General features: G+C 39.7%; 7 protein-coding genes and 2 pseudogenes. 4 read left to right on the top strand and 5 right to left on the bottom strand.

From position 1 onward, the window contains the following. Positions 1-16: 16 nt before the first annotated feature. Together FW758_RS07805 and FW758_RS07800 are read right to left on the bottom strand one after the other, a co-directional pair. Positions 17-364, bottom strand: coding sequence for a hypothetical protein (locus FW758_RS07805; protein WP_446445088.1), 348 nt, complete (start codon positions 362-364; stop codon positions 17-19). A gap of 143 nt (positions 365-507) precedes the next feature. Continuing rightward, positions 508-1200 (bottom strand): IS6 family transposase, encoded by a 693-nt coding sequence (locus FW758_RS07800; RefSeq protein WP_446445087.1) that lies wholly within the window; start codon positions 1198-1200, stop codon positions 508-510. A 242-nt stretch (positions 1201-1442) separates the two neighbouring features. Here FW758_RS07800 and FW758_RS07795 point away from each other — a divergent pair, with 242 nt between their 5' ends. From FW758_RS07795 to FW758_RS07780, 4 genes and pseudogenes are all read left to right on the top strand, one after another. Continuing rightward, positions 1443-7841 (top strand): dsDNA nuclease domain-containing protein, encoded by a 6399-nt coding sequence (locus FW758_RS07795; protein WP_446445086.1) that lies wholly within the window; start codon positions 1443-1445, stop codon positions 7839-7841. A 75-nt stretch (positions 7842-7916) separates the two neighbouring features. Then, positions 7917-8939, top strand: a pseudogene (locus tag FW758_RS07790) (IS3 family transposase); the annotation flags it as partial. Positions 8940-9063: 124 nt separating this feature from the next. Continuing rightward, positions 9064-9204, top strand: a pseudogene (locus FW758_RS07785) (IS5/IS1182 family transposase); the annotation flags it as partial. Positions 9205-9487: 283 nt separating this feature from the next. Next, positions 9488-10639 (top strand): hypothetical protein, encoded by a 1152-nt coding sequence (locus FW758_RS07780; RefSeq protein WP_446445085.1) that lies wholly within the window; start codon positions 9488-9490, stop codon positions 10637-10639. Here the strand turns inward: FW758_RS07780 and FW758_RS07775 are convergent. The 3 genes from FW758_RS07775 to FW758_RS07765 all read right to left on the bottom strand — a co-directional run. Next, entirely contained in the window at positions 10582-12189 is a 1608-nt protein-coding gene (locus FW758_RS07775; protein WP_446445084.1) for a TnsD family Tn7-like transposition protein, read from the bottom strand. The genes FW758_RS07780 and FW758_RS07775 overlap by 58 nt on opposite strands. A 101-nt stretch (positions 12190-12290) precedes the next feature. Further along, positions 12291-13709 carry an ATP-binding protein gene (locus FW758_RS07770; protein WP_446445083.1) on the bottom strand — a complete coding sequence of 473 codons (1419 nt, stop codon included), beginning with the start codon at positions 13707-13709 and terminating at the stop codon, positions 12291-12293. Further along, on the bottom strand, positions 13706-15463 hold a 1758-nt coding region (locus FW758_RS07765), incomplete at its 5' end, for a transposase (protein ID WP_446445082.1). The genes FW758_RS07770 and FW758_RS07765, both read right to left, overlap by 4 nt.

Genomic DNA, 15463 nt, shown 5'->3' with positions numbered 1-15463 from the left:
GAGCATCATCAACACTTCAGTTCATTTCGTCAACTTTGCGACAGAACCCATTAAAAATGAAATCGACTGGCGTCGTGCCATTGAAGGGGGAATTATGGTTAACCATGTTCATAAACCCATAGACATTTTCTAGGTTAGTGAATAACTCACGTAAACTAGCGTGAATATTCAATATATAGTTAACTCTTTCAACTTGTTCCTGGCTAAAACTTACTTGTTCAAAATCAAGATAACTAAAGTTCTCAGGTAACTTAAGCAAGGTTTTAGCTTGCTGCGGATCGCAGCTCCATTTCTCCAATATTTTCAGTGCATCTCTAATTCCAGCACTAACAGTTCTTGGTTCATTACTATCAACTTCTAGCATTTAGCCCCCTCAGCTTTCACCTAGCAACTTATTTAAGTCTAATAAATCGTTTCCTCTGCCTAAACAGGTGTTATGCAATCGGTTCTGTCGCAAACTGAGATCTCGCCGCTATAATTTGAGGGCGCAAGATCTCTCAGATACAATCAGGCCGCCAAAGAATAAAATTGTTCCCATGGCGTCATCATTTCAGTCGTGTTCATTTGCCCTTGCTTAATCATGGACCAAAGCTCAACACCCGCCAAGGTCGATTCAGCCCCTTCCCAAGACTTCCAGCCCAAACATTGATGCATTTTGCCTTTCACTTTTCGGTGACTTTGCTCGACAATATTATTCAAATATTTAACGGCCAACACCTCAATCATAAACAGCATATGCCCAGACAACCAAAGACGAATATTGATAGTATCCAATGCTGCAGCATTCGCACCACTTTTATCAATAACCACCTTTTCAGGTACGCCGTGCTGGTTGATGGCTTTATTGAAAAATTCCCGTGCTGCTGGTTCATCGCGGGTTTCACTCAAATAAAAATCAATCACAGCACCAAATTTATCCACGGCTCGATAATAGTAAACCCACCGGCCTTTCACTTTTATGTAGGTTTCATCCATTCGCCAAGAGCCGGATACTCGACGCTTTTTCTTCCTAAATATGGCTTCTAGTTGCGGCGCATATTTGATAACCCACCGGTTCAGGGTTGAGTGGTCAAAATGGATATTTCGCTCAGCGAACATCTCTTCAATTTCACGGTAACTGAGTTTGTAGGCCAGATAGTAGCGAAGGGCCTGCATGATGATATCCGATGGATAATGTCGCCCAGATAAGTTAAGTGTCATGCCGTGGATGCTCCAAATTAATGCCTGAGCATCATCAACACTTCAGTTCATTTCGTCAACTTTGCGACAGAACCGTAAAACCACCTAATTTTTACTTTTAACGCCCTTCTCTGCCACATTGTTTTTTATTAAAAGTCATATTAATTAAGTGGTTATTCGGATAAAGTAAGGCTGCCGAAAGATATTGTTACGATCTTTTGGGCGAGAGGATATTGGCTTGGTCAAATTTGTGGAGGAATTGTATGGCAGGAAGTGAAGCACAGTCTGGCTTTTACTATCAGAACCTTGTGGCAGCGTTATATATTCTAGAGTTAATTGAGATCGACTCTAATATTTCGAGTGTAACTTTAGAGAACCCTGGCAGAGCTCCACATATTGACGACATCATAATAGATACAGAGAAAGGCTCCCGTTTTATTCAAGTCAAGTGGTCTAAAGAACAAGAAAGTTCATTTACTTTAGCTAACCTAATTGCTGCTGAAGAGGGAAAAGGATCTTTATGGGAGAAGTTAGCACGTGGATATCAGCAGATTTGTGCTGAGCAAGGTGAAAAAATTGTTGAGTTATTGTCTACTCGAAGAGAAGGTAGCCAAAAACAACCTCAACGAGGGTTTGAGTATAGTTTAAAGCAATTCATTACAGAATTTCATGAACCATACATATCAAATTTATCAGATATAAGGTTAGATTCTGTCAGTTCCCATCAAAAATACAGTGCTACTCTTTTAAAGCTGAAGGAAGCTTCGGGAATTACAGATGATGAAGTATTTTCTGCATTTTTGAAATCCTTACGTTTTAAACTTGGGGAAGATGACATTGATACAGTTACCGAACGTGTAAAAGCCAAGATTCACCGACTTGGAATCGAACAACAACAATTTGGGAATTTATTAGATTGTTGCGTAAGGTGGTCAATTAACAGCAAGCAGGTGACAGCTTCTCTTGTATTGCGAGAGTTAGGCTTAGAGGATCGCTTTGCTGAAAAGCTAAATCATCGGTTTCCTGTAGATAATGGTCTTTGGGTGCCCACTCCTGACCTTTTTGCCGCATTAGATGAGTCCTTGGGGACTCTAAGCTCGGGTTTTGTTGTAGTCATTGGCGAGCCAGGGGCTGGAAAATCAACAACACTAACCAAGTACCTACAGGAAAATTCAAATATCAAGTTTGGTTACTATTGTTTTATTCCTGATGATAAAACATTAGGGAATGATCGATTACAGGAAGACGCGTTTGTGCAGTCTGTCTGTTCTGGACTTAGAGCTGCATTTCCTGACTTTAACTTCTCTAAACCGTATTCAAATGCCTCAGTTCAATTACTGAACTCATGGTTAAAAGAGCTATCAAGTAGCAATGAGAAGGTCATTTTTCTTGTTGATGGTATTGATCATGTAGATCGAAAATCTCGCCAGTCATTGCTGTCAAAGCCTTTAACGAGTGTTTTGGATGGGCAAGTACCAGATAATGTCTTAATTTTGCTTACAACTAGAGATGAGAGTGCTCTACCACCTAGTATCAATATTCATTTAAAACAGCAACCTTGCAGACGCATAGAAGTAAAAAGGTTTACCCGCGAGCAAGTTTCTAAGTTTATGGATCTTAGAGGAGTGATTCACAACGATAAGCTATTGAGTCAAATTTGTACGATTTCAGCGGGGGTGCCAATCTATTTAGAGTATTTGGCTAAGACACTCTTTGAGATGTCTGAAGTTGAGCGACAACAATATTTAGAGAAAGCGCCTACGCTACGTGGAGAAGAAATCGATCACTATCATGAACACATGTGGCAAGAGTGGTCGTTAGATATAAATACAAAATACCTATTAGCTATTCTGGCTGTGCGTGAAGAATATACGACAGTGGAGATGCTACAAAATTTGCTCGCTAACATTAATCATTCTTTATCTCTGGGTGAAGTGAAACAACAGTTAGGCTCCATCCGGTACGTATTGAAGGTTTCTGAAGCTAAAGGTTTTTCTATACATCATGCAAGTCTCACTGAGTTCATACTAAATCGCACCGTCGAGTTAAATACTGAGATTACTGAAGCTATTCTAAGTTGGTTTGAGAATAATCCGACTTCTGATGAGGCATGGCGTCACAGATTTCGTCATCTGCTGGAACTAAAGCGCTATAACGACTTGGTTCAAGCTTGTGATCACGATTGGGTAAACTTCGCTTGGCAGTGTCACAGACCGCTATCGGAGATACAAAATAACCTTGATTTAGCATGGTCTGCAAGTGTTGAAAGCTTAGATTTACTTTCGTTTATTCGTATTGGTTTAATGAAGCAACAAGCGGGATTGATCGAGCAAAATACAGATTTGAAATCTGTTGAAATAGCCACTGCACTGTTAGATATAGGTGAGGCGAATGTCGCTCTTAATGCAATATGGGATGGAGAACGAGCCTTGGTTTCGACAGCTGAATTTGCTGGCTTTGCTGTTGATTATGAAGCGTTAATCGGTCGTTCATTACCAGTATCAATGATCTTGCAGGTTTTTTCAGATAGAAAAGGCAATGGTTATAAAGCGGCTGTTAGTATTTTTCGTGTTCTAAGTTTGGTTAAAGAGCCAATTGAGTTAATGGACGAGATTGGGCAATTATGTTGGAAATCAGAATCGGATACTGGCTATTTTGTTGATACAGCGGATAAATTAAAAAATGAAAGGGTTAACCTTAACCTGCAGTTAAAGGTGTTAGAAAACCTTGCGCAGCATTGCTCAATAGATAAATTAATAATGTTGGATAATCATTTAGATTCTGACAATTATCTTAGCCTTCCATGTAAAGCAGCTTTATCTGTGGCTTTTGCTAAGGCTGGTTCACTACCTGATGCGGTATCTACATTAAATGGATTTAATTTTGAAAAGCTTCCAAAGAAGTTCTTTTTCTGGACTCAGCTTCAATTAGCACAGTATCACGTTCCTTTTACTAAGTTGGAAGCTATTTCTGTACCTTCGATTCCCAAAGCGATAGATAAGGAACATAAATTCAACCCTGACTTAGCTAAAGCACTATTCAAATTTAAAGGGTATCTACTCAATTGTGGCAATGATGTTACTTTACTTCGTTCACAGTGTGCAGGATTAATAGGTCCTATTGCGAACATAAATCATGCGTTGATTGCTCTGGCGGAGTTGTGGGTGAAATCTGTGGGCGAGCCTCGCTCGGCAGCTAATTTAATAGAAATAAAATCATTATGCGACCAATTATCCATAAGCGTTGGTAGTTTCGATAGGGTTAACTCATATCATAGCAACCTATATAACTATCATGCTCATGAGCTATACCAGCATCTCTGGGATTATGCTAAAGAATTTTTGGATTGTGATAGCCAACTGGAGCTTGCAAGCCACTGGTTGAGTGTTGAGGATGGTTTTAGTTGTAGCCGCTTTTATATCGCGACTAGGCAGTTAGCAAGGATGCTGGCGGATAATAAGGCAAATACTGCAGAAAAAATTAAGAGAAGACTGCTAGAGGTTGTTGAAAAAGAGGCTAGGGATGATGAAGAAACAATGGTAATAACCTCTAGCCTAATTGAGTCAGCTAGAGCTTGGGGAGTATGTGATTTTAAAGATGATGCTATAAGAATATGGAGCGAAATACCTGATATTGCTTGTGGTGTCCATCATCGAAAAGACTACCAGTTCAATCAAATATTCCTAGCATTGGTATTAGCCCATGAACAAGATCCATTAGGAAGCTATGAGCGCTTAAAAGAACAGCTAGAATTAGCTTATCAGCTAAAAGATACAGGTTCTGCTAAGCAAGTGGCTATAGCGATAGAAGAGATATTAGAGCTAGTTGCACAATGGTTCCCAGCTTTGGTGTTTAAAGGGTTACGTGAAGAAGATCAATTGATATTTCGTGAGCGCGGGCTTAGAGGGACACTCTCAAAACTTGTAACTAATCCAACGTTGGACAAAAGGTTGCTGTTAGCAGTTTTAAAAACGATGTCCCGCTGGGGAAACCACAACCATTTTAACGATGAAACTGCTCCAGCAATGTTGGAGTTTTACTCTAGTTTACTAGAACAAACGGAATATAAGATAGCAGATGAAACTTATCAATTTGCTCGTCAGCTATTTTTAGTTGAAAAACAGTTACCAGAGTTACTTGGTCAGTGGGCCAAGTTAAGAAATGAAGCTCAATCTGATAATGATCTTGCTAGATGTGATGAAGAGATTTTTGGGGTAACTGACGCATCAACGAATTCTCAACAACACATTCATAGTAGGCTCGATGATTCAAAAGAAAAAATAAAAGTTGAATTAGACAAGTTAACTCCAGGGGATTTTGTCGCCCTAACAACGTGCTTGGAAATACTTGATTTAAATGAACGTAAAAAGGACATAGAAAGGCGATTAGCTAGAGACAGGAATGATTGGTTAAACGCCTTACTCAAAGTTACATCGTTGGAGTCAATACCAACTGATTTAGAACAAGAAACAGAGCTGTTTTTTAAGTCTTTTGAAAATAAGGTCCTTCAGTTATTCATTAGTAACAGTAAAGCTTCGAGAGAAGAGTTTGATGAGTTGATTGTGGAGGCGATAAATAAGTTCGCATTATTGGTTGATGTAGAGTTGAGAAGTGGGGACGCTTCCATTCTTGATGAAGTTTTTAATGTTAGCAATTGGATTGATGGTCTACATAGGCCTTTAAAGTTAGACTATTTTATTCAACGAGAGTTAGAGAGTAAACTTCCTGATTGGATTAATCAGTCGACTTTTAGTCAGCTAGATCCATGGTTAGATTTTTCTCGTGATATGCTTACATCTGATGCTCTTGCACTGGCTTTAGTTGAGTTAGCTAAACGCTATAAACTCGCGAAACCATTATTAGCTTTTGAATTACTTGAAGAGGCTAGAGATTGTATATCTAGCCAGTTTTTTGAATCTGGTGAGCTAGGTAAAGAGGTTTGTAGACTTGCAATCGAGTTAAATGTTGATAAAGGAAGTCGCTTAATCCTTGAGAGCTTTCGTTATCAATACAGCAAGTATCCTACATCGTTAATTTATAGATTAGGTAGCTTGGTTGAAGCTTTAAGTTCAACAATGAAAATTGACGGGGTTGAGCTATACAACGTATGCACATCACATAACAAGCGATTGGCTAAAGGCCTAAAGTTAAAGCCTATAGAAGAAAGCTGGCTAGTTGATGAAAAGTTGAATTTTGAGGAAGAGGCTATTGGTTATCTATTGGCAATGCTTAAGTATCCAGAGGTAGATATTCGGCTTTTGACGGTAGAGGCATTGGTGAATTTACTTAGTGTAAGGTTTGATTTAATTGAGTCTGTACATACGCATTGGCCAAACCTAACGTGTGGTCAACGTGAATATGTTATTTCAATTTTTGATTCCCTTGGGCGATTAAACCCTGAACTAGTAGATAAATGGGCCTCATGGTTGCTAGATGAAGTCGAACTAGATAATCATTACAACCAGAGAAAAGCTTTAGTGTTAGCTTATAGCCCTGATGAGTTTAGAGGCCGTGCTGCACACCCAAGGCTAAATGAGTCATTGAAATTAATAGAAGTACCTACTGTCATCTCTCTTTTACCACCTCAAGTTATTGGTGAGTCTCTTTCCAATTTACGCTGGACGCCATATTTTAGATGGTCGTTGAAAGAATTGTCAGATTGCTGTTCAGTTACTGACATGTTTTATTCACAAGCTACTAAAGTTCTAAAATCTATATATCTAGATGCCGAAGATGGGTTGGATCATGAAGCTGTAATTCATAGATCTCACAATATTAATGATAACTTTGACACAATAGAGATAGCTGCAACTTTTGATGAGTCTTGCCGTGATTCGATAAACAAAACCATAATGAAACTCATATCTTCTCATGAGATAGATATGGACAGCCTTAATAATCAAGAAGACATTTTGAGGGTTAGAGATCCATCTGACAGCTTAATAAAGCCAGTATCTCGCCCTAAAGAAATTGACTGGTTAAGTGAAGATTGTAGTGATGAAGACTTCATTAATTTTTCTGATACTGAGAAAACTATCAAAGCAGCTCTAAATGTCCAAGATGGATTTATTCGGCTGTTTGAGTACACGGAGCACAGAGCTGGTGACGAGATCGGTAGTCAATCTCAAAGGGTTTGTATTGCGCAAATAGAAATGTTTGGTCTTGAAACTGGGGACAATCTTCCCCAAGACTTGATCGCTTATGGCTTTGAACATTCAAGGATTCGTAACCGTAATGCTTACCGTTTTGAGTTGCCTTGGTGTGAAGGAGGTGCTTTACCTGGGGTTGTGCCGCTAGTTTCATCAACCTCTCGCCGTTTTAGAGGGCGGAAAACAAGGGAGCTTGCTGCTCTTTCAGGAACATGGAAAGGAGTATTCCCTAATGCTCAAAGTATGCGTAATTATTTGGGAGCAGAGATCGATGGTTCAGAGCTGTGTCGAGCAATAGAGTGGCAAGATGAATTTGCTCAAGGGAGAAGGTTGCATGAACCAAAATCAACAGGATTTTTATTAGAAGTAGATCTTAAATCATTGAAGCGGTTGGCTTCTGAACTAAAGCTGGAAATTTTTGCCAGAGTTAAGCTGTCTAGAACTATCGACAAATATAAACCTGAATGTACTATGGATTGGAGAGATACTGCGCTTTTAGTGAAGGTTTTTTAGCGTAGCCACATCTAGAGGTTTAAGGCTTTTGTCTCAATTGACATTAACATTTATTTTTCATGGATTTGTATTTTGCAGAATCATGCCCAGTGGGTCTGCACTGCAGTCGCATCAGGTGCGAGACAAGATAAGGCCTGTGATGTGATTGGATTATCAAGTAGAACCTTACAGCGTTGGCGAATAGGCGGTGACATTAGCGCTGATAAAAGGCCCAGCGCAACAAGGCCTGCGCCTGGGAATAAACTGAGTCAAGCTGAAAGGCAGGCGGTGATTGATGTGTGTAACAGTGAAGAGTTTGCCTCATTACCGCCAAGCCAAATTGTACCTATACTTGCCGACAGAGGTGAGTATATCGCTTCTGAGTCGAGTTTTTACCGTGTCTTGCATGCTGAAAACATGCTGCATCACCGAGGCAAAGCGAAGCCAAGAAATGTCCATAAAAAGCCAACCAGTTATACGGCTAAAAAAGCGAACGAAGTGTGGAGTTGGGATATTAGTTACCTGCCTACAACGGTGATAGGAAAGCACTATTATCTGTACATGATAGAAGATATTTACAGTCGAAAAATCGTCGGTTGGGAAGTTCATTACAACGAAACAGGTGAGCAAGCTGCAGCATTACTAGAGCGTACCGTCTGGTCAGAGAAATGCTTAAAGAAAGACGTTGTGTTGCACTCAGATAATGGCGCGCCCATGAAGAGCCTGACGATGCGAGCTAAGATGTACGACTTAGGTGTTGTGACCTCACGAAGTCGTCCAAGGGTAAGTAATGATAATCCGTACTCAGAATCGCTATTTAGAACGGTAAAGTATCATCCACGCTGGCCTAGTGAAGGTTTCAAATCATTAGATGAAGCGCGTAAATGGGTCAATGAATTTGTTTATTGGTACAACAACGAACATCGCCATAGCAGGATTAAGTTTGTGACACCAAACCAGCGACATGATGGTCTGGATGTTGGAATACTGGCGAAGCGAAAAGCGTTGTATCAGACAAAAAGAAAGGAACATCCAGAGCGATGGTCAAAAGAAGAGCGAAACTGGCAGCCAATAGGCGCTGTGGCGTTAAATCCAGAGCAACATAAAGAAGCGGCTTAACAATTTAGGCGACAACTGTCTTGAAAAACGCCGCTATGTCGAATAATTGAGAGGAAGAACGCTTCATCTGGGGTCTTGAGGGATTGTTATGGGGCAAACACCATGCCTTTGGTCAACTGTACTTAATAAAACCAAAAATTACTTAGCAGTCGACAGTAGAGTATTGCCGATTTATTTCGAATTTTCAGAAGGCCAGAAACACGATATTACTCACGCTCCCAATCTAGTTAAGCACTTAAAACAAGTTAACACTGTGATTGCAGATTAAGGTTATGACAGTGATGCTTTTCGTTAATTTACCGCAGCCAAAGGCGAGACGGCAGCGTTACTGGATAGGCAGCGCCATAACTCGCATATCATGCTGAGCAGCAGTGAGAGCTATCGACACAGAGGCAAGAAGGTTGCAGAGGCTATCCCTACAGTGTTAGAAACGCTGACTGACGGTAAAAAATAATTATGTGGGTGAGTCAATTTTAAACTGGCGTTGACACCCACAAGATGTACTTCCAGTATATGGCACTATCACTAGGTAATTAATGGTTCGATTCATGAAAAGAAACCGTACTGGACTTGGCCCTGCTTTAGGAGAATCATTACATAGCTTTATTTTCAGAGTGTTAAATAGGATAGGGCATTCTGATTTTTCAACTGTTTTGACCTCCGGAGGGTGGGGAAGCAAACCAAGCATCCCTCTTTCTACCTATAAGGAATTTGAAGGATTCAGTAGGCATGAACTTCTAAAAGTATTTGAGGAGAGTTATTCATGTGAGCCCATAAACGGTGTACTCAGAAGCCATTTTAGAAATTTTATCCCTAGTGATAAAAATGGGTCTAATGGACGACTTTTATTTCGAGATGTCTTTTGTCCTGAAAAAGAAAAGCACTACGCAGGTCAACCGATGATCGTGAAATATTGCATTAACTGTATATTCCGCCAAATTGAAAGAAATGGATTTGCATTTTTCACAGTAACTTGGAACGAAAATATTTGGTGCGAAATCCACTCCAAACCATTGCAAGGCTTTGGCTGGGGACTACCTTTAAACTGCGTAGTTAAGGCGGTTAAACAAGTCCTTAAAGGAGAAACGCCAAGCCACTCTCGTGAACTTACAGAACATGACGATCGTAATGTCGGCCGACCAAAACCTACACCAATAATCTTAAAATTTGCACCTTGTGCTAAAACAGCTTTGATCAACGACCTGATAGCAAAGGAATATTATCCAAACAATTATATAGAGCTAGTAGACTATGGGTTTCTTACCACGCAGGGGAGGCAGGTTCTGTCTAAATGGCGGTTCAGAGAGTATATGACATCTAACCAAAACTCGGTTATAGAAGAAGCTATTGAACAAAACTATGAAGAGATAATGGAATGTCTTATCAATAAGATGAAGCTTGTTAACGTGAAGTATATTGATGAGAAAGTTCAAAGCGATGACCGCTGGCTTTTAAAAAACAAAGACTTAATCTGTGGCAAATGTGCTATTACTCAAAATATCAGTTTTGAAGAATGCTCAGCTAGTCAGTTGATATACTTACCAGCTGGACTATGGGCTATAACTAAATTCTCCCAGTCAAAAAACAATATATGTGACAGAAATATGAAAAAGTTAAGTGAAGATCTTCCGTACTACCAAGCTCAAGCTATTGACTCCATTCTTACTCGTTTAGAGTACGAGGCTATTTTTTTATCTTGATATAGGTTCTGATACTTTATTAACGAGTTTGGAAGTTTATGCTTTTTTTTAGTTAACCAACCATGACCTCCAAGCAGCTTATCAAGTTGCGTTCTTGATAACTGATTTTGATGCTTTTCCATAATAGCGCAAATCTTAGGTATTAACATTTGGTCTCGCTGATGCCAATCGACTCTTGGCTTTGCAACCGGTCTGTGAGCTGTAGGAAGATGCTTTTCTAACCATTGTTTTTCATACGCATAAAGCCAAAAAAAAGCCGCATTACATGAAAACTTAATCTGTTGTCGAATAGCCTTTGGTTTACGCTGGATAAATCTGGTGATTTGAAGCTTATATCTTCGTCTTTTAGACTCATGTCGGCATTGTTTACGCCATTGGACTAACTCAGGTGATGTAGAGATTTGCTGCTCAACACTTCCAACAGATATACCCACTCGCTTTGCAATTGCGTTTCGATGAAAGCCCTTTCTGGCTAGGAACATAATCTTAGATTTCACATCCCCTGTTATCTGTTTAGGTTTAAGGCTAACGGGGATATTAAGCCTTAATGCGAGAGCTTTAACATAACAACGGCTTTTACCAATAAGCCGCCCCACACTTGCCATCGATTCACCTTGATGCAGTAATTTAATGCACTTGCTTTCAAGTAGCTCTGCTGGATCGGAATCATTCGGCAAAGGATCATTATGTTCTTCACAAGGCAAATGCTTAGATAGCCAGAATCCCAACAAGAGGTATTTAAATGGATGTTGAGAAACCTTACCTGAAAGCAAATACGAAACATATCTAAAGTCTGTTGATGACTCAGGTAACAGATGTTGTGACTGGTAAGCTAGGTCTTGAGTAAATTGATAGAAATCTTCAACTAATCTTTTCCTACGAAAATGCCCATTTTTAGTGACAAAACCTAATTTATCGAGCTTGGTGATTATGTCTTTCACATTGAAGCTCTGATTTTTTTTGCTTACACCTTCAAGGTAACTCGCGGTATATTTTGCCAGATCATAACTAAGTAAACTGCTTTGTTTTTGGTTTTCCACTTGAGGTAAGAAACCATGGCTCAGCTTTGACCTTTCAACTAGGGGAAGATGAACTAGCCATACTTGATGCTTATAGCAGGACTCGATACCAGGGATTTGATGAGAACGATGCCAATACGATGTACCAAACTCTTGGATATTTTCTATTGCACATTGGGGACAAAACTTTATAGATAAAGACTCTTTTTCTTTGACACTTGTTAACTGACAAGCCCTGATGGCATAAGCGGCATTACTAGACACTAACCCTGTGGAAATAGTTGATTGGTAAGATGGCAAGAAATGAATAAACAAGGGCGCAAGCGTCTGATCACTCATCAGTTCAACTGACGACTCCAGGCTAAATTTACTGAGTTGAGAAAGTCCGGCAGTCAAATAGGGGTGAATAGTTACCTTGTGATTATCGAATACAGTCGAGAGGTAATTCTCGATAGTCATGCCAGTTAAGGTGAAATGACGGACAAGACGGCTAAACAAGATTTCATTAGGAAAGGCTAGGGGAAGTATCATTCTTCCCCCCTAAATATATGATTAGTTGCTCAATGGCTAAATTTTAGACGAAATTATGTAAATTGCAGTATTTAAGGTTGTAATAATCTTTTCAAAGGCTATTAACACAGGTCATTTAACGGATCATCAAGCATTAATTTTTTTTGCCTCAAAAATCTAATGGGATCATCTAGCCCTGCGGCCTGTTGAAATATATCAGGATCTTTTATCCTATCGAGTAAATCAACTGCACCCAGTAACTCAATCAGTTTAGAGGAAAACTCTGGATGCTGTGGTTTTGTGATATCACCTGTCTTATCAACGGTTAGCACTTTTTGCGTATCAACTTTCATACAGCGACGCTGTTTTCCCGTTGGTAACACAATAGAACTTATTAACTCTTTAACTTCATTGGTTTGTCGTGATAAACCACATGCAATAGCATTTCCCGCTTCAAGGGTTGATACTGTGATTCTCTCATCGGCACTACCTATAACTAAACGCTGCGCTTCTCGATAAGTACGGCTCGCCATATCAATATTACCTACAGATAGTAGGTGAAGGGAGTCATTAAGCTCATCTGTCAATTCTGTGTATACATTAGTCCACTGGTAGTTCCAAAGCTGGGCAATGAATGTATTCCACGAGGTACTTTCCTTCGCAAGAACTGACATTGTGTGATGATACGCGCTTTCAGCTCGTCTAGCGGCTTTTAGCTCTTTAATTAAGGTCAGATCAAATGGAGGGTTAGCAACAAAGAAAAGTGGCACCCCTAATTTATTCACTAACCGATGCAAAAATCTAAGTAGATTATTTTCGCCACCGGTTCGTTTAAACTGTAAGTTTTGCATCTCGTCTATAACCAACATCCCAAGAAAGCTAGATTTAATGCACTGTTCTAACTGACGAACCAGGGCGCCAATCGTTCCTGCTGGTTTAGTCTTTTCTCTATCCAATGAAAGATCTAACGCAGCTAAAATTTCTTCACACAAATCTCTTACGCTTGAATTACTTGGACAATCGACTTTTATCCAAACAACTTGCTTTCTAAGAACTAAAGGACGGTCTTTGTATGACTCATGCTCAATTACGCTAGGAAAATAACTAAGCACTTGCTCAAGCATAGATGTTTTGCCTACACCACTTTCCCCAATTAACGTTAACCCCTCTCCTTTGGGTTGAAAGAAGCCTGTTCTAGGCTCAATGTCTGGCCTTTCATCAACCAAATAATGTAAATACTGTGCAGTGGTTGGACTTAGTGGGTTTTTCGCTGAATATCCCTTTTTAATTGCTCTTTCTATCGCTCTAAAGCAGGCTTCATAGTCTGTCAAAGGCTGCCTAAGTTCTTCAATTCTATTTAAGTACTCATCTCTTACTAAAGGGTTTGGATGCTCAGCAATATCTTCTGCATAATCAGGAAAATTGGTGAAGACGTCCATAACGGTTTCCCAGGAGCTCTTTGGGGGGAGCGCTTCAATTAAAGGATTACCTCGATGTTCCGGCAGTATTGCATCATGGTAAACTGCTTTAGTCGTTATCATGATGGATTTCCCTTTGTTCTTCTTTTTCTTCCAATTGGCAGGGAAACGACTTTACTGACGATTTCATTTGATGACAATGAATTAAGAGTTTCTTGGCTTTCTGTATGTTGTTCAAGCATATTCGTCGTTGCTTTTAATTCATCTTTGCGACGTTGGCGGACATTTTTAGTTTTTTCAGCAAACGATATTTTTTCAGCGTTCTTGCTTCGTTCTTTAGCATTTTTAGCCATCTGTTGACGATTTTGGTGATCATCAATCGATGTTACGCTTATAGGGGTTAACTCTTTTTTTGAGTCTAGCCAGTCTTGTATAAATTCAGACTCATACATCGATTTATCTTTGAACATTCGACTACGAGGCAATAAGTGACAAAGTGTAAAATCATGGTTTTTATCTAACTTTACATAAATATGGTTAGTAGTATTTTCGTCGATTCGAGCTTCTAATCGCCATTGGCCTGACGACCGAGCAACAGATGCTAGATTTCGCTCTTCAACTTCTGAGCACGAATAATACAATCCATTAAAATGTATACCGCTGCGTGTCATACTGACTGTTGTTGGAGGAAGTAAACGAGCGATAACTTCATCTGGAAGTGCAGCTTGAAGCTCATGTTTATGCTTGGCAAGATGAATTTTCCAATAATTGATAGGTGTTGGTGATAAGTCATGTTCGACTAGTAATGGACTGGAAAAAGCTAGGTCGTTAAAAATAGACCTATTATGCTCTAGAATGGTTTTTATTATTTCAGTAGTCACTTCTTTTAAAGTGTAGATAGCATCCTTTCTTGGATCACGACTACCTCTGACAATATCCCCCCCCCTCGTAGTTCCCAAAAATTCATGAATAACTTCTTTATTCAAAATATCAAAGCGTTTCTCAACCACTCCTTTACGGTCCGGTCTATAAGGGGGGGTAAACGAGAGCTTAGTCATCGGATTGAGTGCTGTCTTAGGCTGTAAGCCAATCATCTCACCATTATCGCAAACGAGTTCCTTTGGGATATGTGAGCAAGGCCATTCTGAATCATCGATATCCACACCAAACTCTTTGCAGTAGCGAGATTTAGGTAAAAAACTATTTGATAATGCTTGTCTAGCTGCACGCCAAGAAGCATGGAAGAGTGATACATGCATACCAACAATCATCCGGCTAGCTCTGTCGATAACAATGTAGATTGTTGGTCTACCTAATATATGCTGCGCCCCCAATTCAGAAACAATATGAACATCTGCGACTGTTGCATCGATCTCAAAGTGAGTTCCAGGTAAATAGCTATCCTGAATGACACTCCCTAATAAACCTCTTTTATTCCTGAGGTGATCATTCTCTGTTGTCCTGCCCTTAATGAACTCATCTTGGGTAAATTTTTTCTTTGACCAATATCTAAACTGTTTAAGCGTTGGTACAGCAGGCGGTTTACCACACGCATTAGCAATGCGCACCTCATCTGCATAACTATCTATTAACATATAGTTATAGGTTTTTGATAATGTCAAACGAGTCTGATTTAGATAGTACTTTTTAAGTGCTTTCTTAAACTTACTTTTGTCGATATCAGTGATTATGTATTTAACTGCTCTTTCTACCGCCACGGTTCTTGGTTGTTTAGGTGCGCCGAGTGGCTTGTCTGTTGGTATCCTATCCTTTCCCGAACCGCCACTTTTAGAAAATGCTGGAAGAAGAGCCATTTTCTCCTGACCGTAACGCCAATATTGCGATAAAAGTCGGGATAATGCTTTACGATCGATATC

It is taken from the genome of Shewanella sp. 1180_01, assembly GCF_052850535.1.
Note: the sequence above shows the minus strand (reverse complement) of the source record. Positions and strands in the feature narration are given on the sequence as shown.